Source organism: Chloracidobacterium sp. N (assembly GCF_018304765.1).
Taxonomy (GTDB): domain Bacteria; phylum Acidobacteriota; class Blastocatellia; order Chloracidobacteriales; family Chloracidobacteriaceae; genus Chloracidobacterium; species Chloracidobacterium aggregatum.
The window spans coordinates 1,884,247-1,904,522 of the sequence record NZ_CP072642.1 but is presented as its reverse complement, the minus strand read 5'-3'; the positions used below and the strand labels follow the sequence as shown (position 1 = coordinate 1,904,522).

The following is a 20,276-nucleotide window of genomic DNA, read 5'->3' as shown; positions in this document are numbered from 1 at the left end:
TGCTTTCCCACATCAGCCTGCCAGGCAATCCTGCGACAGCCTGTGGAAGTCGTCGGTCACGTCGAGACCGTAATCCTGCCGGTAGCGTTCAATCAGCCGTGGGACTTCAAGGGCATCCACGAAGTGCGCCAGCGCGCCCGGAACAACCGGGCTGGGCACGGTCCGGGGACTGGTCTGGAGACTCATACACCAATCTCAACCGGCTGAACCGGCGACCACGCCCAGTCTTCGACATAGGCGGCTTCGCCGTGCTGCCGCTCGTATTCCTCGCGGGGCTGCTCATGCATGGTGACTTCAAAAGCAAGAATCCCGGAAAGTTTCTCGATGAGCTGGTTGGAGCGCCGGTTGGTCAGCCAGGTCGTGACGGTGTAGCGCCCCATGTAGAGCCGTGGATGCGGCAGGTGACATTCAACCTGGTACGTCCCACGTTCCACTGGCCCCAGATCACAGTCAGCTTTTGTCACCGGGTGGATGTAGTAGCAATGGATAACCGGGCGTTCCTGCTCATCCATCACCTGAAAGCTGAAGGTAAAGTGCTGACTGGATTCGGTGAAGTGCAGGGTAAAGCGGAAGGTGAGCGGATGGCCCCATTCGTGCTGGCCGCAGGGGCCGGAGGTCACAACGCTGGCCTGTGCGATGTGGCTGTGGCGCGGCGGCGGATTGGCAACGTAGGTCGGGGCCATGTCAGTAGCCAGGCGTTGCAGCCGTTCGTATTCCCGGATCGCGCCGGCCGTGGGGCCGTCATAGACGACTTCGCCGCCGGAGAGCACCAGACAGCTTGTGGTGAGCCGCCGGACGGCCTGCATGCTGTGGCTGACAAACAGCACCGTACGCCCGTGCTGGGCAATGTTTTCCATCTTGCCGAGGCACTTTTTCTGGAAGCCGGAATCGCCTACGGCCAGAACTTCATCCACAATAAGGATTTCCGGCTCCAGATGGGCTGCGACGGCAAAGGCCAGCCGCATGTACATCCCGCTGGAATAGAAGCGCACGGGCGTGTCGAGAAACCGCTCGATTTCGGCAAAGGCGATGATTTCATCAAACTTGCGGGCAATTTCCGACCGGCGCATCCCCAGAATGGCTCCGTTGAGAAAGATGTTTTCGCGCCCGGTGAGTTCGGGGTGAAAGCCCGTGCCGACTTCCAGCAGGGAGCCGACCCGTCCATGGAGTTCCACGCGCCCGGTGGTGGGTTCGGTAATCCGGGAGAGGATTTTGAGCAGTGTGCTTTTGCCCGCGCCGTTGCGCCCGATGACGCCGACGGCTTCGCCGCGCCGGATGTCAAACGACACATTGTTCAGCGCCCAGAAGGATGTTTCCTCATCGGTGGACGACGGACGGCGGAACGGGAGCTGGAAGACATCGCTGATGGATTCGCGCAGCGAGCGGTACGGGCCGCGGTTCCCGCCGCCAATGCGGTACTGCTTTCCCAGTCCTCGGACACGAATGGCAATGTCACTCATCGGCAGGGCTTTCCGTCACACGAACCGTCACACCCGGTCGGCAAAGGTTTTCTCCATGCGCCGGAAGTAGAACGCCCCCGTCACCAGCAGGGTCAGGGAAGCGAGGGCGGAAGCCAGCAGCGGCAGGCCCGGCGGCGCGCCAGCGCCCAGCAACGCCCACCGGAAGCCATCCACGACGCCACTCATGGGGTTGAGGTTGTAGAGCAGCCGCCAGCGTTCCGGCACGAGGCTGCCGGGATAGACCACCGGCGTCAGGAACATCCAGAGCTGCGTGGCGAAGGGGATGATGTGCCGTACGTCGCGGTATTCGACGTTGAGCGCCGAAGCCCACAGCCCGACGCCCAGCGCCGTCACAATGGCCAGCAGGACGAATCCCGGCAGCCAGAGGAGGCCCCAGCCCGGCGTTATGCCGTAGTAGAGCAGCATCGGAACGAACAGGGAACAGGCCACGGCCAAATCCACGAGTCCGCCCAGCACACTGGCCAGCGGAATGACCAGCCGGGGAAAATAGACCTTGGCAATGAGGTGGGCGCTGTTGACGAGGCTGTTGGAGGACTGCCCCAGCGCGTTGGCGAAAAACGTCCACGGAATCAGCGCCGCCAGGGCGAAAAGCGGGTAGGGAACGCCGTCGGACGGGATGCCGGCCAGCCGTCCGAAAAAGATGCTGAACACGAGCATCGTGAACAACGGCTGCAGAAGGGCCCAGGCCGCGCCCAGCACAGTTTGCTTGTAGCGCACTTTGACATCCCGCCAGACGAGAAAGTACAGCAGTTCGCGGTAGTCCCACAGTTCCTTCAGCCTGACGGCCACCCAGCCCCGGGTGGGTTCAATGCGGATGACCGGCGATGCCGGCGCGTGGGGCGTCGCGGCAAGGTCCGGGCTGGCGGTTTTGTCCAGTGGAGCGGTGGATTCCATAGAGGGTCAGTCGGGCATTGTTATGTCAAACGGCTGCCCGTGCGTCAACGTCAGGGGGATGGTTGTTCAGGCAGCGGGTGGGTAGGTCTCAGCTTACTTGCCAATGCAGAAGGTCGCAAAGATGCGGTCGAACACCTCTTCAATGCCCGTTTCGCCGGTGATGTCGCCCAGGGCATGCAGGGCGCGGTGGAGTTCGGCCAGTGGCACTTCTTCCGAATGCCCTTCGGCCAGCAGTTCGCGCGCGCAACCGAGCGCCTCGGCCGCGGTCGTCAGGGCGGTGGCGTGCCGGGCGTCCGTCACCAGCCAGTCCTGGCTCGTGTCGAAGCTGCCGCCGACGGCAACCTGCTGGATGGTGGCTTTCAGCTCGGCCAGCCCGGCCCGCGTATGCGCCGAAACGCCGACGACCGGACATGTGAGGTCGTGTTCCTGAAGAAACAGCACAAACGGCACGACGGACGGCACGAGGTCCAGCTTGTTGACGACACAGATGGCCTGGCGCTGACGCAGGTGCCCGATGACCTGCGTTTCGTCCGGGTGCGGGCCGGCTGCGGCATCCACGACAAACAGCACGATGTCGGCATCGGCCAGCGCCCGGTAACTGCGCTCAACACCCATGCGCTCGACGATGTCTGAGGTGTCGCGGATGCCGGCGGTGTCCATGAGCCGGACAGGCAGTTCGCCAATCGTGGCGACTTCCTGCAGGGTGTCGCGGGTTGTGCCGGCAATGTCAGTCACAATCGCCCGGTCGGCGTCGAGCAGGGCATTGAAAAGGCTGGATTTGCCGACGTTGGGACGGCCGACGATGGCCAGCGCCAGCCCTTCGCGGATGAGGCGTCCGGCACGGTAGGTTGCGGCGAGCTGGCGCACCTGGGTTTCGAGCCGGGACAGTTCTTCCACCAGTGTCGCGCGTGAATGCGTATCGAGCTGTTCTTCGACAAACTCCACAGCCGATTCGAGGTGGACAATCGTCGTCAGGAGCTGCTCCTTCAGCGGTTGCAGCCGGGTGGACAGCGCGCCGCGCATCTGCCGGGCGGCCAGCCGCGCCTGGTAGGTTGTCTGGGCGTGGATAAGGTCGCGCAGCCCTTCGGCCTGGGCGAGATCGAGGCGGCCGTGGCGTACGGCGCGCAGGGTGAACTCGCCGGGACGCGCCGCCCGCGCGCCCTCCCGCATGGCGCAGGCGACGAGGCGGCGCAGCACGACCGGCGAGCCATGGGCGTGCAGCTCCACGACATCTTCACCGGTAAACGAGCGTGGAGTCGGGAAATAGACGGCCAGCCCGTCGTCTATGGTTTCGTCCGCAGTGATGTCCAGAAATGTGCCGCGCAGCAGGCGAAAGGGGTGTCTGGCCAGTGTGCGCCGTCCACGGAAAAGGGTGGCGCCGATGTCGAGCGCGCGTTCGCCGCTGAGGCGGACAATACCGATGCCGCCGTGGCCGGGCGGGGTGGCAATGGCAACGATGGTATCCTGCCAGTCGTAGGTGGGCATCCGCCGGGTTATCGTGCGCCAGCCGGCTTGGCCGCCGGGGGCGCATCGGGATTGGACTGCGATTGGGCAAGCTGCTGCCGGGCGACGGGTTCGAGAACTTTCCAGACGTTGTCGGCGACGATGGCCGCGCCACGCGCATTGGGGTGAATGCCGTCTTCCTGATTGAGTTCTTCCCGGCCGGCAACGCCTTCGAGCAGGGACGGGATGAGGGGCAACCGGTACTGCTGGGCGAGTTTGCGATAGACGGCTTCAAACTGTGCGCCGTAGTCGGGTCCCGCTTCAGCGGGAGCTTTGAGACCGGCGAGGATGACCTGCGCTCCGCGTGCACGGGCGCGTTCGATGATGGTGCGCAGATTGGCTTCCATCTGGTTGAGGGGCAGCCCGCGCAGTCCGTCATTGGCGCCGAGGGCGAGGATGACGATGCGCACGTCGCCGTCCAGCGACCAGTCGAGCCGTTCGACGCCGCCGGCCGAGGTGTCGCCGGAAATACCGGCGTTGATGACCTGGTAGTTCAGTCCGGCGGCATCGAGTTTCTTCTGGAGGACGGCCGGGTAGCTGGCTTCGCGTGGCAGGCCGAAACCGGCGGTCAGGCTGTCGCCGAGGACAACGATCCGCGGCCGGGCGGTAGGTGCGGTGTCCGTGGGCGCTGGCGCGAGGACAGGCAGGGTTTCCGGGGCTTCCGTGCCGGTACGACTGCATCCGCCGGCAAGCAGGCTGCTGCTGATGACCAGAAGACTGAGGGCAAAGCTGCCAACCCGACTGCACTGTGCCTTCATACGTCCGTTCGCGGCTCCGTTCGCTGGCTGCAAAGATTGCCTTCCGATATTAGCGCATGTACGCACTGTCTGGTGCCTGGTTTTCGGCACTTTGGATAACCTGTTACTGACGCCCGGGGCATGGAAGTGACGGACTGAAGGTGCTGACTGAGCGGGCAGCCGATGCAGAAAACTGGTATGTTGCGGGCAAGCCCAAATCAACGCCGGATGTCGCGCGCGGCATAGTTCTGGCGGTAAGGCCCGACTTCTGAATGATTGAACTGAAGCAGCTTTCCAAGCAAGCCCTCAGCGGCCAGAGCCGCCTGACCATTCTCCACCCGCTCGATCTCGTCATTCCGGCCGGGCAGTTTGCCGCCATTCTCGGCCCTTCCGGGAGCGGGAAATCCACACTGCTCGGCCTGATGGCCGGGCTGGATACGCCGACGACCGGTGAAGTCATCCTCGCCGGGACCTCCATCACGCGCTTGGGGGAAGACGCCCTGGCTGCGTTTCGGAGCCGCACCATCGGGTTTGTCTTTCAGGCGTTTCACCTCATCCCGACGGCAACCGCCCTCGAAAACATCCAGATTCCCATGGAGATTGCCGGGCGACGGGACGCCAGAAAGCGCGCCAAAGCCTTGCTTGCGGCCGTAGGTCTCAGCGCCCGGGGGCATCACTACCCGGCGCAGCTTTCCGGCGGCGAGCAGCAACGGGTGGCCATTGCCCGCGCCTTTGCCAACGAGCCGCCCATTCTGCTGGCCGATGAGCCGACCGGCAATCTGGACTACGCCAACGGCATGCGCATTTTCGAGCTGCTGCGTGAACTCAACCAGTCCACCGGAACGACGCTCGTGCTGGTGACGCACAACGAGGAGCTGGCGCGGGCGGCCGACCGCGCCATCACGCTGCGCGACGGCCGCATTGTGCTCGACAACCCGAAGCTCTCCATCGAGCCGTTACCTTCTACTTAGGTGTTTTCCGGCCGGGTGCTTTCCGGTGAAGTGTTTTCCGGTTCGGGATGGCGGACGAGAGCGATAAAGGCCTGGGCTGCGCGCGACAGCGACGACGGCTGCCGGTGGATGACGCGCAGCTTGCGTGCCAGACGCATTTCCCGGACGGGAACGGCCGCCAACTGTCCCCGCGCTACTTCAGCCGCCACGCACAGGCGGGGCAGCAGGCTGACGCCAATCCCGGCCTCGATCATGCGCTTGATGGCCTCGATGGAGGGCAGCTCGACGGTAATCCGCAGGGGCGTCCGGTGGCGGGCAAAGGCTTCGACGACCTGAAGCCGATACCGCGAGACGACGTTGTGCGCAATGAACGTCTCCTGTCCAAGCTCCCGGATGGAGACCGAGGCGCGTCCGGCCAGCGGGTGGTGCGGGGCCGTAACGAGTGCCACGGCGTCGGTGGCAATGGTCAGGGCGTGCAGTCCGGCTTCCGGGGGCGCGAAGCTGATGACGCCCAGCTCCACGCCGTGCCGCAGGACTTCGGCCGGTACATCACTGGCCCGGCAGCGTTTGACCTCGACGTGCACCGCCGGATACATCCGAATGAAACGCTCCAGCCAGGGCAGAAGGTAGGTCACGGTCTGCTCGTTGGCGCCGATGACCAGCCGCCCGGCCGTGAGGGTGTCAAGTTGCCGCAGCGCCTGGGTTGTTTCATCGCGCAGATCGAGCAGGCGGCGGGCATAGTCGTACAGCAGCCGTCCGGCTTCAGTGGGAATAACGCCTTTCGAGTTGCGGTCAAGCAGCGCCGCGCCAAGGTCGCCTTCAAGCTTTTTGATGGTTTGGCTGACGGCCGCCTGCGTCCGTCCCAGCTTGCCGGCGGCCCGTGAAAAGTGCCGTTCCTCGACGACGGCGACAAAGACTTCAAGCTGCGACAGGTCCACGGTGCAGAAGTCCTTTCCGCACCCACCGGGGCTGCTGTGGGGTGTGCTGTCCCTGGGTGGACAAAGGCTGGCAGTGTGTGAAAGTATTTTTCATCTGAAAGATAAAAAAGTGCAGTTTCGTCCCCGCGCCCTTCGGTTGGCTTGACCAGGGTTGGTGGTGCTCGGCATGCTTGGGTGTTGCCGGCACCGGTTACGGGTTGATCGGGCGCGTGACTGCTGGACTTTGCCTGAGTTTTCAACCAATCACATGACATCCCCGCACACGATTCTGATTGTGGACGATGAGTCGTACATCCGCGACTTGCTGGTTTCCGTACTGAGTCTGGAGTACACGGTCCTGACGGCCGAGGATGGTGTGGAGGCGTTTGAGACCTACAGCCAGCACCGCGACGCCATTCAGTGTGTCGTCACGGACCTGTTCATGCCGCGCATGGACGGTGAAGAACTCATCGGGCAACTCCACGCGGAGCAGCCTGACCTGCCAATCATTCTCATTACCGCCCTTCAGGACGAGGCGCGGCTGAACCAGCTCCGGGAGCGCCCCAATGTGACGGTCATGCCCAAGCCTTTCAACCTGGGGCAGTTACGGAACACGCTCCGCCAGAGCATCGCCGCCCGGTAGCCGAAGCCCGTTCCCACGACACCAATCCCTGCCAGGAGCTGGGGGAGTCCCGTCCGGTCAGGCGGCCGGGCGGTTTCTGCGGGAGTCTTTACGGGCGCGCCGTTTCGGCGGCCGCCGGCGACGGCCGGCTCCGGCAGGTGTCAGGTGCCGAAGATGGCGTCCTTGACGCGGTCGAAAAAAACCCTTTTCTTCGGTTTTGCGGACAGCTTTGCGTCCTTCGCGCCGGGGGGAGGCCGCCGCGAATTCTTCGAGCAGCCGCCGCTGTTCACGGGTGAGGTTGGTGGGGGTGACAACGTTGACGACGACGAACAGATCGCCCACCTCGCCCGAAAGCGAGGGAATCCCTTTGCCCCGCAGGCGGAAGGTCGTCCCGGACTGGGTGCCTTCGGGAACCTTCATGGTCGTCTGACCATTCAGCAGCGGCACTTCGATTTCAGCGCCCAGGGCGGCTTCGACGAAATCAATCGAGACCTGGCACAGCAGGTTGTTGTCCTGCCGTTCAAAGATGTCGTGTTCGCGGATGTGGATGACCACCTGCAGGTCGCCCGGCGGGCCGCCGCCGAGGCCGGCTTCGCCTTCACCACTGACGCGCAGCCGCATGCCGTCATCCACGCCGGCCGGGACCTTGATTTCGATGCGCTTTTCGCGCCGCACCCGTCCTTCGCCCCGGCAGGTACGGCAGGGGTCGCGGATGATCTGCCCCGTCCCGCGGCACTGGGGACAGGTCCGGGTCACACTGAAGAAGCCCTGCTGGTAGCGAACCTGCCCCAGCCCGCCACAGGTCGGGCAGGTTTCCGGCGAACTGCCACGGGCGGCTCCACTGCCATTGCAGTCGCCACAGGCTTCAAGCCGTGGAACGCGAATTTGTGTCGTGACGCCATTGGCGGCTTCTTCAAGGGTGAGTTCCAGATCGTAGCGCAAATCCGCGCCGCGCTGGACCTGGCTGTTGCGGCGTCCGCCGCCAGCGCCGCCAAAGCCGAAGCCAAAGAGGTCGCCCAGGATGTCCTCGAAGTTCTGGAAACCGGCGAAGCCGCCGCCGAAGCCGCCCGCGGCGGCCGCGCCGACACCGGCATGCCCAAAGCGGTCGTAGCGCGCGCGTTGTTCGGGGTCGGAAAGGACAGCATAGGCTTCTGCCGCTTCCTTGAACTTTTCCTCGGCGGCGGCATCTCCCGGATTTTTGTCTGGGTGGTACTTCATGGCCAGACGGCGATAGGCCTTTTTGATGTCCGTCTCCGTTGCGTTGCGGGCGACGCCCAGCACTTCGTAGTAATCCCGTTTGGTTGCCATGCCTCAATCCTTCCGAAACCGGGTGAGGTTACCGTGGCCCGCCGGGCCACGCCTGCCGACGGCTGGGTGGTGTGTCTGCGTGGCCCCTAGCGGGGCCGCGCGCACCACTTCACCGGTCAGCCTTACCATTTCCGACGGGCGTCATTCCGTCAACATCTTCACGCCGCCGGTTTCGGATGGCGGAGGCTGCTCGCCTGCCGGCGCATTGAACATGGCATTGGTGATGATCTGGGCGGCCTGTTCGAGCGCGTCGAGCCACTGTTTGACCACGGCCGGGTCCTGAATGTTGAGCACTTCCTTGGCGCCGATGAGGGTCTCCCGCACGAGTTCCTGCTCTTCCGCCGGCAGCATCCAGCCAAACTCGCCGAACGACCGCTGGGTGTTTTGCAGCAGACCGTCCATGCGGCTTTGCAACAGCAGAAGTTCTTTCAACTGGCGGTCACTTTCGGCATTGCGCTGGGCCTCGGCAATGAGGTTGGCAATCTCACCGGGGGACAGACCAGAAGAGGGGGTGACGCGCATGTTCTGTTCAAGGCCGGTGGATTTGTCGCGCGCCGAGACCTGTACGATGCCGTCGGCGTCAATCTCGAAGGAAACTTCAATCTGCGGGACGCCGCGCGGGGCCGGAGGAATGCCAATCAGCTCGAACCGTCCCAGGGAGCGGTTCCCCTTGGCAATTTCACGCTCACCCTGAAGCACGTGGACTTCGACACTGGACTGGTTATCCACCACGGTGGTGAAGGTCAGCGCCTTGCGGACCGGAATCGTGGCATTGCGCTCGACGATCTTCTGGAACAGCCCCCCGCGGACTTCAATCCCCAGCGAGAGGGGGATAACGTCGAGCAGCACGAGGTCCTTGACCTGCCCGGTAAACACCCCGCCCTGAATCGAGGCACCAATGGCCACGACTTCATCCGGGTTGATGCTCGCGTTGGGTTCACGCCCAAAAATCTTCCTCACGCATTCGTGAATGATGGGGGAGCGCGTCTGTCCACCGACAAGCAATACCTGGTCAATGTCTTCGGGTTTGAGCCGGGCATCCCACAGGGCTTTCTGGCAGGGTTCGACGGTGCGTTCGACGAGGTCCTTGACCAGTTCCTCAAACTTGGCGCGGGTCAGGTTGAGGTTGAGGTGTTTGGGGCCGGAAGCCGGATCGGCGGCAATGAAGGGAAGGTTGATGTTGGCTTCGAGTGTGGAGGAAAGTTCGCACTTGGCGCGTTCCGCCGCTTCCTTCAGCCGCTGGAGCGCCAGGCGGTCGGCGCGCAGATCAATGCCCGTCTCGCGGAGAAATTCCTGAATGAGCCAGTCAATGATGCGCTGGTCGAAGTCTTCACCGCCCAGGAAGGAGTCGCCGCAGGTCGAGAGGACTTCAAACACGCCGTCGTTCATTTCGAGCACCGACACGTCGAACGTGCCGCCGCCGAGGTCATAGACGGCAATCCGCTCCGACTTGTGCTGCCCGGCACCGTAGGCCAGGGCGGCGGCTGTCGGCTCGTTGATGATGCGCTGGACGTTGAGACCGGCAATCTTGCCGGCATCTTTCGTCGCCTGGCGCTGAAAGTCGTCGAAGTAGGCCGGAACCGTGATGATGGCTTCCTCGACCGGTTCACCGAGGAAGTCTTCCGCCGAGGCTTTCAGCCGCTGCAGGATGATGGCCGAGACCTCCGGGGGGCTGTAGGCCCGCCCCTGGGCGCGGACCCAGGCGTCGCCGTTCGAGGATTCACAAATTTCGTAGGGGCAGGTTTCGCGTGCGCGCTGGACTTCCGGCGAGTTGAACTTGCGGCCAATGAGACGTTTGACAGCATAGATGGTGTTGGCGGCGTTGGTGATCGCCTGCCGCCGGGCAATCTGCCCCACCAGTCGCTCGCCCTTGTCGGTAAAACCAACAACCGAGGGCGTCGTGCGCCCACCTTCCTTGTTGGGAATGATTTGGGTCGTGCCGCCTTCCATGACGGCAACGCAGCAGTTGGTCGTACCAAGGTCTATGCCGATAACTTTGCCCATGACATCAGTCCGTGGCATGCCCTGAAGACATGCGTGAAGAAATGACTTCCGGTGCGCCACGACAGGGCGCACGAAATACTGTCGTGCGGGGTCTGCCTACCTGAGCTGATCCCATTCGGCACTCAAGAAGCGGCTGGGCGGACGGCCACCCGTACCATTGCCGGGCGCAGCAGCCGATCACCGAGTGTGTACCCGCGCTTGAGTTCGGCCAGAACGGTATTGGGTTTGTACTCGTCTGTTTCGTCCGTGGCAATCGCCTCGTGAACCGTGGGGTCAAAAATTTCACCAACGGCCGGAACCGGCTTGACGCCGAAGCTGGATAGGCTGTCCACGACCTGCCGCTGAATGAGTTCGACCCCGGCCAGAAAATCGGCGAGTGTCCCGCCTTCTGCCCGTCCGGTGGCCAGGGCACGCTCGAGGTTGTCCAGAACTTCCAGTGTCGCCAGCAGAACGGCCTGTCTGCCACGTTCCATGGCTTCGGCCTTTTCCCGTTCGGCGCGGCGGCGATAGTTGTCGAACTCGGCCATCAGTCGCTGGAGCTGATCCTGGACCGCGCTCTTCTCGACGAGGGTTTTGGAAAGCTGTTCCTGGACGATCTCGACATGGCGGCGGGCGGAGTTGGTCTGCTCACGGGCGCGTTCGAGGTCTTCCTGCAAGCTGGCGAGGTCCATCAGCAGCTTAATGGTTTCGTCTTCAGAGAAAGCCTGCCTGCCGCTGGTGACGCCACTTGCCGGGAGGTCTTCCGTCGGCGCTACCGCCGGTTCCGCCGCCCGGGGCGCCGCCGGGGCTGGGGCATCGGCTGTGGAGGCATCCACGGCCAGGTCGGCCGTCTTTGCCTCGGCTCCGCTGGCTTCCAGTTCAAGGACGTTTTCCACCAGGTCTGGAACCGAAACCGCCGGTGGCGTGCCCGCCGGCGAGGACACCGGCACTTCCAGCCGTTCGTCCGCCAGAGGGGGCTCCGTGGGAAATTCAATTTCAATGGTGCGGCGTTTCGGCCCTGCCACATCGAGCTTCGGCATGACGTTGCCAACGGGAGTGTTCACCAGATTGTCCTCCTCGAAGCAGGCTTGGGGGGCAGACTGAAGGATGCGTCACACCGATGCACAGGATTGTGGCGCATGGCAGTCACCGCCGTCAGAAACCGGGCTGGCACGCCGGAAACCGCTGACGGGAACGAGGTTACAAACGTGCAGTCAAGTGCCGCCCGGCCAACCATCGCTGCTCCATCCTGCCTGCTCATCTATCCTCCAACCGGATTTTGGCTGCCGGACAGGTTCACAACCTGAATGTGACCCGCCGACTGGCCAACGGGCGGTTGTCCGACGAGTGCCGGAGGAAACGGGGAAGAGGGGGCGTCGTTCAGCAGTTGGTCGAACATTTTTGCCATGTAACCAACCAGACGCATCACCCGCCCGTATTTCATGCGCATCGGACCGACGACAGTGAAGCTTCCGACGGAATCGTGCCGATAGTGATATGGAGCCGTAACAATTGCACAGTCGCGCAAGCCGGGTACGTGATGCTCCATACCAATCTGCACCACGATGCCGCGGGCGGTCTCGGCCTGTGTCAGACAGGCATTGATGATTTTGACCAGCCGCCCTTTTTCCTCAAACATGCGGAAGATGGACCGCATACGGGCCGCATCGGCAAACTCCGGGGCATCGAGCATGTTGATCGTGCCATCCACATACACGTCGCTTTCGGTTGCACCGTTGCCCAAATCCCGGTTGCACAACACAAGCGCATTCTTGAGCAGCCGGTCATAGAGGTGCTTTTCTTCCGACATCCGCCTGAGCAGTTCGACGCGAATATCTGCCAGACTCCGGCCGGCAAAGTTTTCGACGATGTAGTTGGCCGTGCGTTCCAGCTCGCCCGGCGAAAGGTCTTCATCGAGGCGCACCACAAAGTTGCGTACCAGTCCGGTACGCGACACGGCCACGACGAGGACGCGCCGGGCTTCGAGACGGATGAACTCGATATGTTGCAGGAGATCGCGGGAAAGCGGTGGGGACAGCACGATCCCGACGTGTGACGACAGGTTGGAAAGCACGTGGGAGGCGCGGGCCAGGACATCCTCCCCGGTCACGGTGGGGTCGGAAAACAGGCTGCGTTGGATGATTTCTTCATCCGTCCGGGAGGGCCGTGCATCGAAGTCCGCCACCAGCGTGTCCACATAGTAGCGGTAGCCGCGGTCGGTCGGAATCCGTCCGGCTGAGGTGTGCGGCTGGGCCACATAACCCTGTTCCTCCAGGTCCGCCATGATGTTGCGGATGGAGGCCGGACTCAGCGTTTGGCCGGCTTGTTTGGAGAGCGTCCGCGAGCCAATGGGTTCGCCCGTGGCAATGTGGAGGCGAACGAGCGTCAGAAGTAGCTCGTGACTACGTTCATCAAGTCCGTGAACTGCCCGCCGTTTGCCCATAAACCATTGGTTTTTTTGGAAAAAAGATGTCGAAAAAAAACTAGCACCGGTCAAAAAAAAGTGTCAAGCCGCGCTCTGTCTCCGGCTACTCCGGGCAAGGTGTCGTCTGCACCGCTGCCCGCTGAATGAGTGGAGCCAACGCGGGATTGTCCAGCAGCTCCGGCACATCAGCCGGACGGAGACGGCGCGGACGGTCGCGCTTCGCATCCACAATGCACAGGAAGCCGAACGGCGTCGGGCCGTCGTTGACCAGGCGGTGGACGCAGTTGGCCCCGATGTAGGCCAGATCGAGAAACCCCAGTGTCTGTACGGTGTCCCCCAGCAGCACTTTCCCCACCCCGCGCAGCCCAATGACGGCGTGGGCATGCTCGTGGCATTCGAGGGATGACCAGCCGCCGGGGGCAATCTCGAAGTAGCGCACTTCAAAGCCGATGGTTTCGCCGCCGTGGCCGAACAGCGTTTGCCGGGTGATGCCGGCAAAGTCGGCGGCGGTCGCGGGCGTGGACTGGTACGCCGTGACAGGGACGCCTTCCCACCGGAAAGGCTCCGTGCACGGTGTGAAACGGTGAACCGGAGGCGCGGCGGAAGGGGTATCCTGCCGGGCTGGTGGGGCTTCCACCGGTTCGGAAGGGGAGTGGGGGTTCAGTGGTGGGAGGGGCATTTCCATGGTGTGACCGTCATTCCTTCGTATGGGGCTATCCCGGAACATCATCTGCAATGCGGTTGGTTTCCCGGAGGGCGGCCGCGTCGCACCGCCGTGGCACGCATCAGGCGTCATGGCTCAGGTGGTGTGTCAGCGGAGGGCGTGGTTGCGGGCGGCTGGTCTTCCGGGGTGGGCAGGTCGAGGTCGCGGCTGTCGAGCGCAAAGGCCGCCCGAAAACGCTGCGTTTCTTCGTGGCGCGCCGCTTCGTTTCGGACCAGGGCGGCGAAATCTTCAATACTGTAGTCCTCGGCGACGACATACGCCCGCACGACGAGCCGGATGCCGAAGTTGCGGCTGGGATCGAGTTCGTAACCGAAACGGGTGCGGGTCGCCAGTTCGTAGGTTTCACTCCCGCGGAGGCGGATCACTCGGTCGTACATGGCACGGCATGCGATGCGGCAACCCAAAGGGTGGTTTCCCACCTCTATGCAGATGCCCTCACGTCCAGCGTTTGAATGCCCACTCCAGGCTGTTTTTCCAAGCAGGTGTCATTCCCAAAGCGGTCACTCCTCTGGGGCGACCTATGAGACGTATGATACGCCATGACAAGGTGAACGCATCCATTGGCGCTGTCAAATGACCTTGCCCGAATACCGGCTTGAAACGAGCCGTAACAATCCATAATGATGATGCCCATGCAGGTTCTTTGTCTTTCTCAAATACGCACGCCGGTCTGTGGTTGGCGTCTTTTGCGTCTCACCTCTGTTCTGGGCGTCAGCGCCCTTGCCCTGTCCAGTGCGCTTCTTCCAGTGTCCCTGGCCGGGTCCTTGTCCGGGCCCCTGGCCGGTCCCTTGGCCGGGTCGGTCGCTGCGGCGACGCCTTCCCAGCGTTCCCGCGAACTGCGCCCGGTGGATATTGTCGCCGCCTGTGTCGAAGCCTTCTTTCGGGGGGATGACCCGGCCATCCGGGCCTTTTTTACCGAACGCGCCCAGGCGACGCTCTCCAGTCTGGCCACCAACGACAACAGCGCCTACAACGACATTCGGCAGGCCCTGCTGGGCGATCACCCGCTCGGCCGGCTGGCCGAACGGGGCGTCCGGGTGGAGTCCATCACCACGGGGACCGGCGCGCGCGAGATGCTGCTGCGTTCGGGAACGCGCATCGTCGGCAACATCGCCTTCCGGGACATCACGGAAGAAAATCTGTCCGTGGTCGAGTTGCGGGCGTCCCTCAACAGCGAAGAAGCCAGGCCCGTGGTGATCAGTGTGGTGCTCACCCGTGACCGGAAACTCAAGACCTGGCGCATCGTTGCCCTGTACGCCGCCGATTTTGGCGGGCAAACCGATGAAGTGTTTGATCTCGACCGGTTGTTTGAAATCCGGGTCGCCGCCAATGAAGCGGCCGTGTTACCTTTGCTCAGTCAGTTGCAGGAAGCCCAGGCACGCTATGCGTTAGGCGTCGGGCAGAATCGTTTTGGCACGCTGGCCGAGTTGCGCCGGGCAGGGGAGATCACCGGACTCGCCGATGGGCGTTACCGGGGCTATCGCATCGAGGTGGTGGTCAACAACCAGACGGTTCCCCCAACGTTTCAGATTCATGCGGTGCCGGAACGCTACCGGGAAACCGGGCGGCGTTCGTTTCTCATGGATGATAGTGGTGTCTTGCGTGGAGCTGATCGCCAGGGAGAGCGGGCGCGACCGTCTGACCCGGTCGTCAGGGGCAAGGACGGTGAGACCGTGGAAGTCGAATGAGGTGCGGCGGGTATGGCCATCCGGGGCGTCCGCCCTGCCTGCCTGAACACAATGAGGAGTGTGCTGTGACGAGTCCACTGTTGCAGGGTGATCTCATTCAGGATGCGCTGCCGGATGTCATCCGGCGGATTTACACCCGGCGTCTGAGCGGTGAACTGACAGTGAACCACCAGGCGCTCACCAAGTCCATCTACTTTGAACTCGGCGCCATTGTCTTTGCGCGGAGCAATGACCGCGCCGACCGCATTGGCGAAAGCATGATGCGTCACGGCCTGCTGTCGCAGGAGAACTTCCTGCGCGCCTCAGAAGCCATGACCCGTGGGAAGCGGTTTGGCCGCGTGCTGGTCGAGCAGGGCATCATTTCCGAGCGGGAGCTGTCCAACGCCGTCACCTTTCAGATTCTGGGTATCATCTACTCGATGTTCGAGTGGACGAGCGGGCAGTATCGCTTTACCAACCAGGAAAAACCCGTACCGGATGACCTGCGGCTGGAGCTTTCGACGGCGAACATCATTCTGGAAGGCGTCCGCCGCATCCGGGATTTCAGTGTTATCCAGCGTGGGATGGGGGATCTGAACCGTCTCATCGGCCCGGCGAGCAACCCTCTGCTGCGGACCCAGTCGTTGTCGCTCAAGCCCATCGAGCGGCAGTTGGTGAACGGTATCAACATTCCCATGAACGTGTTGCAGGCGATGATGCTGGTCAGCGCCCCGCCCAACGCCGTTCTTCAGGCGCTGTACGGTTTGATCTCGGCCGGAATTCTGGAGCGTCACGCCGCGCCGGTTGTCAACCGGGAGACCGGGCAGATGGAAATTCCGGCTGAAGTGGTCGAGCAGGCGGTGAGTGCGCCGCCGGTGATTCCCCCACGGGAGGCGGACGCTGCCGCCAAGCGGACCGGCTCGCTCAAGGCCGTCAACATGCTGCTGGCGATGCAGGCCCGGCTCGATACGACGAATGATCCGCATGAAATTCTCGGCGTCTCGCCCCATGCCACGCGGGATGAGATTCGGGATGCTTACTACCGGCTGGCCAAGGACTTTCATCCCGACCGCCACCTCAACGCCACGCTGGAGACCCGCCGCCAGGTGGATGCCATTTTCGCGCGGATTACGGAGGCCTATGAGGCCATCCGGGATGGTGGGGACAAGTCCTCGGTGCTGACGCCCATGCCGCTGGCTTCCGCCACCCCGGCGCCACGGGGGAGTGCCCCGCTGCCGTCGGCACCACCGGGTGAGACCACGGCCCAGCGCGAGGCCCGGGCAGAGAAGGCTTTTCAGGACGCCCGCGCCAAAATTGCCAACCGCGATTTTGTCAGTGCCGTGGCTTTGCTGCGGGAGGCCGTGACCCTCAACCCCGACGCCTCCCGCTATCACCTGCTGTTGGGCACGACGCTCGCGGCGCATCCCAAGATGCAGCGGGAAGCTGAACATGCCCTCAAGAAAGCGGCCGAACTGGACCAGTTCAACGCCGCGCCCCTCGTTGCGCTGGGGCAGCTTTATGCCCGCGCCAACATGAATATTCAGGCGGAAAAAATGTTCAATGAAGCCCTGCGCCTCGATCCTGAGTCCAAAGCGGCGCGCAAGGGACTCGATGCCATCAAGTCCACCAAAGGCGGCGGGTTTTTTGACAAGCTGTTCAAGAAGTAGCGGGCGTGGCCCCGGGCACCACCGCCGGCGGAGCGGAAGGCGGCTTCTGCCCGGTCCGGCCACCACCCGCTGAAAGAAACGCTCGTCACCCCACGAGCCGGTCATGGCTACTGATGAAGAACTCCTGCGCGCGTTTCAGCAGGGTGATGAACAGGCGTTCAGCCAGCTTTACCAACGCCACCGGATGGCGATCTACCGTTTTCTGGCGCGGCGCCTGTCTTCATCCGTACGGGCTGAGGAGCTGTGTCAGGATGTCTTTGTCGCCCTGGTGGAACACGCCGGGAGCTGGCGTGGTGAGGCTTCGGTCAAAACCTATCTGTACCGGATCGCGTTCAATCGTCTGGTCAGCGATACGCGCCGCAGTGAACACCGGGTGATGGTCGCGCCGGCGCCGGACGACGAACCGGCGCCGGCCCGGGAGCCACAGGCCGCGGAGCGGCCGGACGTGGTGTTCGAGACTCAGGAACGGGCCCGGCTGGTGCGCGAGGCCTTGGAACGTCTGTCGCCGGAGTTTCGGGATACCCTCGTGCTGAAGGAATACGACGGCCTCAGTTGTGAGGAGATTGCCGAAGTGCTGGGCGTGGCCGTCGGCACGGTCAAATCCCGCCTGTTTCGTGCCAAACTGGAGCTGAAGCGGCATCTGGCGGCGTTTTTTGCCTCCCCATCCAGCCCGGCTGATTGAATCCGGGGCCGCCTGACGCCAGTCCGGGGCCCCCAAGGGGGGTGGCTATACAATCCCGCCGGTTTACATTATTTTTCCGTCTTACCTTTAGCCGGTTGGTTTTCTTTCACCTCTGTTCCCGCACTCCAGCCCTGTCCCATGAACGATGCCCAGCCAGTAACGACGACGGCGGATGAGGTCGTAGCGGAGACAACCGCACCGTTGCCGGCCCTTGTCCGTGAAACGACACTGACCGGGGCCGGGCAGCGGTGGCTGTTTGAACTCGACATGCTGCTTCAAAGCCTGGCGTGTTTTTTTCGGGTCGAACTCCATCCGCTTTCCGAACAGGGCCGGGCCACCCTTGCCCAGCGGGACTTTACCGAAGAGCTGCGGATTGTGCGCCAGTCGCTGCTGCGGCTGAATTATCTGTCCACCGAAATCATCGGGGCCCTGCAGACACCGACACCAAAGAGCGAAACCGTGCCGCCCCCAAAGCTGGCGGCCCCGAATGCAGCACTGGTCACGGCGCTGTACCAGTTGACGGAAGCGCTCTTCGATGTGCGGACCGTTGTGGATGATTTGGTGCGGACGAAACCGGTTGGCTATCACACCTTCACAGCGGTCGGACGGCTGCTGAATCAGTCCATTGAACGGAGTGGTTGTCATCTGGCTATCCAGCCGGAGATGCAGACGCGCAAGCCGGAAATCCAGTCTGAGGCGCTACGGAAGCTGCTGCTGGGGTTGTCCGACCTTCCCCTGCGCCAGGACCTGCGGCATGTGTTCGGTTGTTTTTATCGTTTCCTGCGCTACCTGGACTTCATCCAGGATGACCTGCGCCAGGACCGCCCGCTCAAAGGCACCCTGCCCGTTTTTATCCTGGTGCGGGCGGAGACGGAAGCCCTGATTGAGTTCATCGAAACCCGCCTGATGCGCCTGCCCAATCTGCTGCCGGATGTCACCGATGCGTTTGACGCCACGGTGTACGCCCTGGAGATGGAACTCCAGAAAATTTACGGACGGGAGCTGACTGGCTTTGCTGAACTCAATCAGGCGCCACCCATTTATGCGCGCGTGGAAAATGCCCACGGGCTGCTCCGTGACTGTTTCCAGCAATCGCTGGTGGCGCTGGCCGTGGTCTTCGATCCGGGTTTCGACGGGGCCGCGGCTTTCGACATGTTCCAGACCAAACTCGAACAGTCCCTCCACCTGCGCGAGGACATCTGGCGGTTGCTCTGCCACCTGCGCCGTTTCGAGTCCCGGCCGGAAAAGACCGCCGTTGCCCCGCTCATTGAGCGCATCACGCTCTTTCGGGACACGTCCCTGCGTTTTCTGATGTATAAGGACTGGGACGAATACGACCGTTTTCTGGATACCGTCCAGTCAGCACGCAATCTCGAAGAACTGCTCAAGACCATCCATCTGCTCTCGACCTTTCTGGAAACCCTGCTCGGACAAATCAACATGCGGGCCGTACTGGCCAACCATCCCTTTGATTACCCACCGCTCGCTGACGAGTGACCGCCGCCGTTTCTGCGTGGTTTGGGATGAAGTTCACGGCTGAATCCATTTTGAATGTGACCTGGCTGCGTCAGGTGGCGGGGTTCCCCTCCGCCGGGGTGGTGGTGGCCGTGTCGGGCGGACTCGATTCCATGACCCTGCTCCACGCCCTGCACACCTGGTGTGGAGACAATCGGGCACCAGACCTGCACGTGGCCCATCTCGACCATGGCCTGCGTGGTGCAGCCGCGGCGGCGGACGCGCAGTTGGTTGCGGAAACGGCCGCGCAGATGGGGCTGGACTGGACCGTGGAGCGCGCCGACATTCCCCACCTTGTGACCTCCGGCGGCAACCTGGAAGCCGTGGCCCGACAGGTGCGGTATGCGTTTCTGCGGCGGACGGCAGAGCGTCTGGGCGCGGCTTTCGTCGCCACCGCACATACCAAGAGCGATCAGGCGGAGACGGTTCTGCTCCGTCTGGTGCGGGGGACCAGTCTTGCCGGTCTGACCGCCATCGCCCCTTTACGGCCGCTTGCCGCCGGAACGCCGGTGCAGGTGATTCGTCCTTTTCTGAATACCTCGCGCCGGCAGATTGTCGCCTATGCCCAGCACCATGGAGTGCGGTTTCGGGAAGATGCCACCAACCACGACCTGTCACGGGCGCGCAATCGGCTGCGCCACCGCGTGCTGCCGGAACTCGAACAGCTCAATCCGCAAGTCGGAAGCGCCCTGGCGCGGCTGGCTGCCCAGGCGCGTGAAGACCAGCAGTACCTCATGGAGATGGCCCAGTCCTGGCTGGAACGCCATGCGCGCCGCGCTGGCGGGCGACTGGCGCTGCCGGTGATGGAGTTACTGGCGTTGCCACCACCCATCCGCCGCCGGGTCTTGCATGCCGTGGCACAGCAGGCAGAATATCCGGCTGTGGCCTCCCGGCATGTGGCCGCCATCGAGCAGATTCTTCTCCCCACGGATGCGATTGGAAAGTGCGTTGAGTTGACGGGTGGACGCCAAGTGCGACGGATCGCCGACGCGCTGGTGTTCACCCAGGCGTGATGGTGGCTTATATTGCAGGCAGGCGGGAGTGCGCTCCCGCCGGAGAGAAACGACGTGATGGCTTTTCCTCGGAAAAGCCGTTCGTGTAAAGTCATCGGCCCAACCCGGCGTGCCGACCCCGCGCACGTCACAAGCTCATTCCCGGTCAGCTTTACAGCAGGACAACCGACGACTGAAAACGGAAAGGC

The 20,276-nt window shown here is 63.1% G+C and carries 19 protein-coding genes; 7 read left to right on the top strand and 12 right to left on the bottom strand.

Annotation, left to right across the window (positions count from 1 at the left end; all coding sequences use genetic code 11):
• Positions 1-12: 12 nt before the first annotated feature.
• The 5 genes from J8C05_RS07885 to J8C05_RS07865 form a co-directional block, all read right to left on the bottom strand.
• Complete coding sequence (locus J8C05_RS07885) at positions 13-186, bottom strand: hypothetical protein (protein WP_211421686.1); 174 nt, start codon at positions 184-186, stop codon at positions 13-15.
• Positions 183-1,460, bottom strand: a complete 1,278-nt coding sequence (locus tag J8C05_RS07880; protein ID WP_211421685.1) for an ABC transporter ATP-binding protein — start codon at positions 1,458-1,460, stop codon at positions 183-185. Before J8C05_RS07880 ends, J8C05_RS07885 begins: the two co-directional genes overlap by 4 nt.
• A gap of 27 nt (positions 1,461-1,487) precedes the next feature.
• The gene (locus J8C05_RS07875) at positions 1,488-2,375 is read right to left on the bottom strand and encodes an ABC transporter permease (protein WP_211421684.1); all 888 of its coding nucleotides are present in this window, start codon (positions 2,373-2,375) and stop codon (positions 1,488-1,490) included.
• A 93-nt stretch (positions 2,376-2,468) separates the two neighbouring features.
• On the bottom strand, positions 2,469-3,860 hold the full coding sequence (gene mnmE, locus J8C05_RS07870; protein WP_211421683.1) for a tRNA uridine-5-carboxymethylaminomethyl(34) synthesis GTPase MnmE: 1,392 nt from the start codon (positions 3,858-3,860) through the stop codon (positions 2,469-2,471).
• 8 nt (positions 3,861-3,868) lie between these two features.
• Entirely contained in the window at positions 3,869-4,636 is a 768-nt protein-coding gene (locus J8C05_RS07865; protein WP_211421682.1) for an arylesterase, read from the bottom strand.
• Between the two features lie 251 nt (positions 4,637-4,887).
• Between J8C05_RS07865 and J8C05_RS07860 the strand changes: the two genes are divergently transcribed.
• Entirely contained in the window at positions 4,888-5,586 is a 699-nt protein-coding gene (locus J8C05_RS07860; RefSeq protein ID WP_211421681.1) for an ABC transporter ATP-binding protein, read from the top strand.
• Here J8C05_RS07860 and J8C05_RS07855 read toward each other — a convergent pair.
• Positions 5,583-6,503 carry a LysR family transcriptional regulator gene (locus J8C05_RS07855; protein WP_211421680.1) on the bottom strand — a complete coding sequence of 307 codons (921 nt, stop codon included), beginning with the start codon at positions 6,501-6,503 and terminating at the stop codon, positions 5,583-5,585. The genes J8C05_RS07860 and J8C05_RS07855 overlap by 4 nt on opposite strands.
• A 247-nt stretch (positions 6,504-6,750) precedes the next feature.
• Here J8C05_RS07855 and J8C05_RS07850 point away from each other — a divergent pair, with 247 nt between their 5' ends.
• On the top strand, positions 6,751-7,125 hold the full coding sequence (locus J8C05_RS07850) for a response regulator (RefSeq protein WP_211421679.1): 375 nt from the start codon (positions 6,751-6,753) through the stop codon (positions 7,123-7,125).
• Between the two features lie 57 nt (positions 7,126-7,182).
• On the opposite strand, the gene dnaJ is transcribed toward J8C05_RS07850, so the two are convergent.
• The 6 genes from dnaJ to J8C05_RS07820 all read right to left on the bottom strand — a co-directional run bounded on the left by dnaJ (position 7,183) and on the right by J8C05_RS07820 (position 13,921).
• Entirely contained in the window at positions 7,183-8,412 is a 1,230-nt protein-coding gene (dnaJ, locus tag J8C05_RS07845; RefSeq protein ID WP_211421678.1) for a molecular chaperone DnaJ, read from the bottom strand.
• Between the two features lie 141 nt (positions 8,413-8,553).
• Complete coding sequence (dnaK, locus tag J8C05_RS07840; protein WP_211421677.1) at positions 8,554-10,434, bottom strand: molecular chaperone DnaK; 1,881 nt, start codon at positions 10,432-10,434, stop codon at positions 8,554-8,556.
• A 104-nt stretch (positions 10,435-10,538) separates the two neighbouring features.
• Positions 10,539-11,459 (bottom strand): nucleotide exchange factor GrpE, encoded by a 921-nt coding sequence (locus J8C05_RS07835; protein WP_211421676.1) that lies wholly within the window; start codon positions 11,457-11,459, stop codon positions 10,539-10,541.
• 197 nt (positions 11,460-11,656) lie between these two features.
• Positions 11,657-12,838: a heat-inducible transcriptional repressor HrcA gene (gene hrcA / locus J8C05_RS07830; protein ID WP_211421675.1), complete on the bottom strand. Its 1,182-nt coding sequence runs from the start codon at positions 12,836-12,838 to the stop codon at positions 11,657-11,659.
• A gap of 85 nt (positions 12,839-12,923) precedes the next feature.
• Complete coding sequence (locus tag J8C05_RS07825; protein WP_211421674.1) at positions 12,924-13,505, bottom strand: cupin domain-containing protein; 582 nt, start codon at positions 13,503-13,505, stop codon at positions 12,924-12,926.
• Positions 13,506-13,612: 107 nt separating this feature from the next.
• Complete coding sequence (locus J8C05_RS07820; protein WP_058867167.1) at positions 13,613-13,921, bottom strand: hypothetical protein; 309 nt, start codon at positions 13,919-13,921, stop codon at positions 13,613-13,615.
• 309 nt (positions 13,922-14,230) lie between these two features.
• Here J8C05_RS07820 and J8C05_RS07815 point away from each other — a divergent pair, with 309 nt between their 5' ends.
• The 5 genes from J8C05_RS07815 (at position 14,231) to tilS (ending at position 20,088) form a co-directional block, all read left to right on the top strand.
• Complete coding sequence (locus J8C05_RS07815; protein WP_211421673.1) at positions 14,231-15,232, top strand: hypothetical protein; 1,002 nt, start codon at positions 14,231-14,233, stop codon at positions 15,230-15,232.
• A gap of 65 nt (positions 15,233-15,297) precedes the next feature.
• Entirely contained in the window at positions 15,298-16,878 is a 1,581-nt protein-coding gene (locus J8C05_RS07810) for a DUF4388 domain-containing protein (RefSeq protein WP_211421672.1), read from the top strand.
• Between the two features lie 103 nt (positions 16,879-16,981).
• Complete coding sequence (locus J8C05_RS07805) at positions 16,982-17,560, top strand: RNA polymerase sigma factor (RefSeq protein WP_211421671.1); 579 nt, start codon at positions 16,982-16,984, stop codon at positions 17,558-17,560.
• Between the two features lie 138 nt (positions 17,561-17,698).
• On the top strand, positions 17,699-19,057 hold the full coding sequence (locus tag J8C05_RS07800) for a hypothetical protein (protein ID WP_211421670.1): 1,359 nt from the start codon (positions 17,699-17,701) through the stop codon (positions 19,055-19,057).
• A 26-nt stretch (positions 19,058-19,083) separates the two neighbouring features.
• Positions 19,084-20,088, top strand: coding sequence for a tRNA lysidine(34) synthetase TilS (gene tilS / locus J8C05_RS07795; protein WP_211421669.1), 1,005 nt, complete (start codon positions 19,084-19,086; stop codon positions 20,086-20,088).
• The last annotated feature ends 188 nt before the right edge of the window (positions 20,089-20,276 follow it).

What these genes read in the sequence shown, in the direction of transcription:
- mnmE (WP_211421683.1), bottom strand. Translation starts at nt 3,860, where the DNA reads ATGCCCACCTACGACTGGCAGGATACCATCGTTGCCATTGCCACCCCG.
- hrcA (WP_211421675.1), bottom strand. Translation starts at nt 12,838, where the DNA reads ATGGGCAAACGGCGGGCAGTTCACGGACTTGATGAACGTAGTCACGAG.
- dnaJ (WP_211421678.1), bottom strand. Translation starts at nt 8,412, where the DNA reads ATGGCAACCAAACGGGATTACTACGAAGTGCTGGGCGTCGCCCGCAAC.
- J8C05_RS07860 (WP_211421681.1), top strand. Translation starts at nt 4,888, where the DNA reads ATGATTGAACTGAAGCAGCTTTCCAAGCAAGCCCTCAGCGGCCAGAGC.
- J8C05_RS07865 (WP_211421682.1), bottom strand. Translation starts at nt 4,636, where the DNA reads ATGAAGGCACAGTGCAGTCGGGTTGGCAGCTTTGCCCTCAGTCTTCTG.
- J8C05_RS07875 (WP_211421684.1), bottom strand. Translation starts at nt 2,375, where the DNA reads ATGGAATCCACCGCTCCACTGGACAAAACCGCCAGCCCGGACCTTGCC.
- J8C05_RS07885 (WP_211421686.1), bottom strand. Translation starts at nt 186, where the DNA reads ATGAGTCTCCAGACCAGTCCCCGGACCGTGCCCAGCCCGGTTGTTCCG.
- J8C05_RS07800 (WP_211421670.1), top strand. Translation starts at nt 17,699, where the DNA reads ATGAACGATGCCCAGCCAGTAACGACGACGGCGGATGAGGTCGTAGCG.
- J8C05_RS07880 (WP_211421685.1), bottom strand. Translation starts at nt 1,460, where the DNA reads ATGAGTGACATTGCCATTCGTGTCCGAGGACTGGGAAAGCAGTACCGC.
- tilS (WP_211421669.1), top strand. Translation starts at nt 19,084, where the DNA reads ATGAAGTTCACGGCTGAATCCATTTTGAATGTGACCTGGCTGCGTCAG.
- dnaK (WP_211421677.1), bottom strand. Translation starts at nt 10,434, where the DNA reads ATGCCACGGACTGATGTCATGGGCAAAGTTATCGGCATAGACCTTGGT.
- J8C05_RS07805 (WP_211421671.1), top strand. Translation starts at nt 16,982, where the DNA reads ATGGCTACTGATGAAGAACTCCTGCGCGCGTTTCAGCAGGGTGATGAA.
- J8C05_RS07850 (WP_211421679.1), top strand. Translation starts at nt 6,751, where the DNA reads ATGACATCCCCGCACACGATTCTGATTGTGGACGATGAGTCGTACATC.
- J8C05_RS07825 (WP_211421674.1), bottom strand. Translation starts at nt 13,505, where the DNA reads ATGGAAATGCCCCTCCCACCACTGAACCCCCACTCCCCTTCCGAACCG.
- J8C05_RS07820 (WP_058867167.1), bottom strand. Translation starts at nt 13,921, where the DNA reads ATGTACGACCGAGTGATCCGCCTCCGCGGGAGTGAAACCTACGAACTG.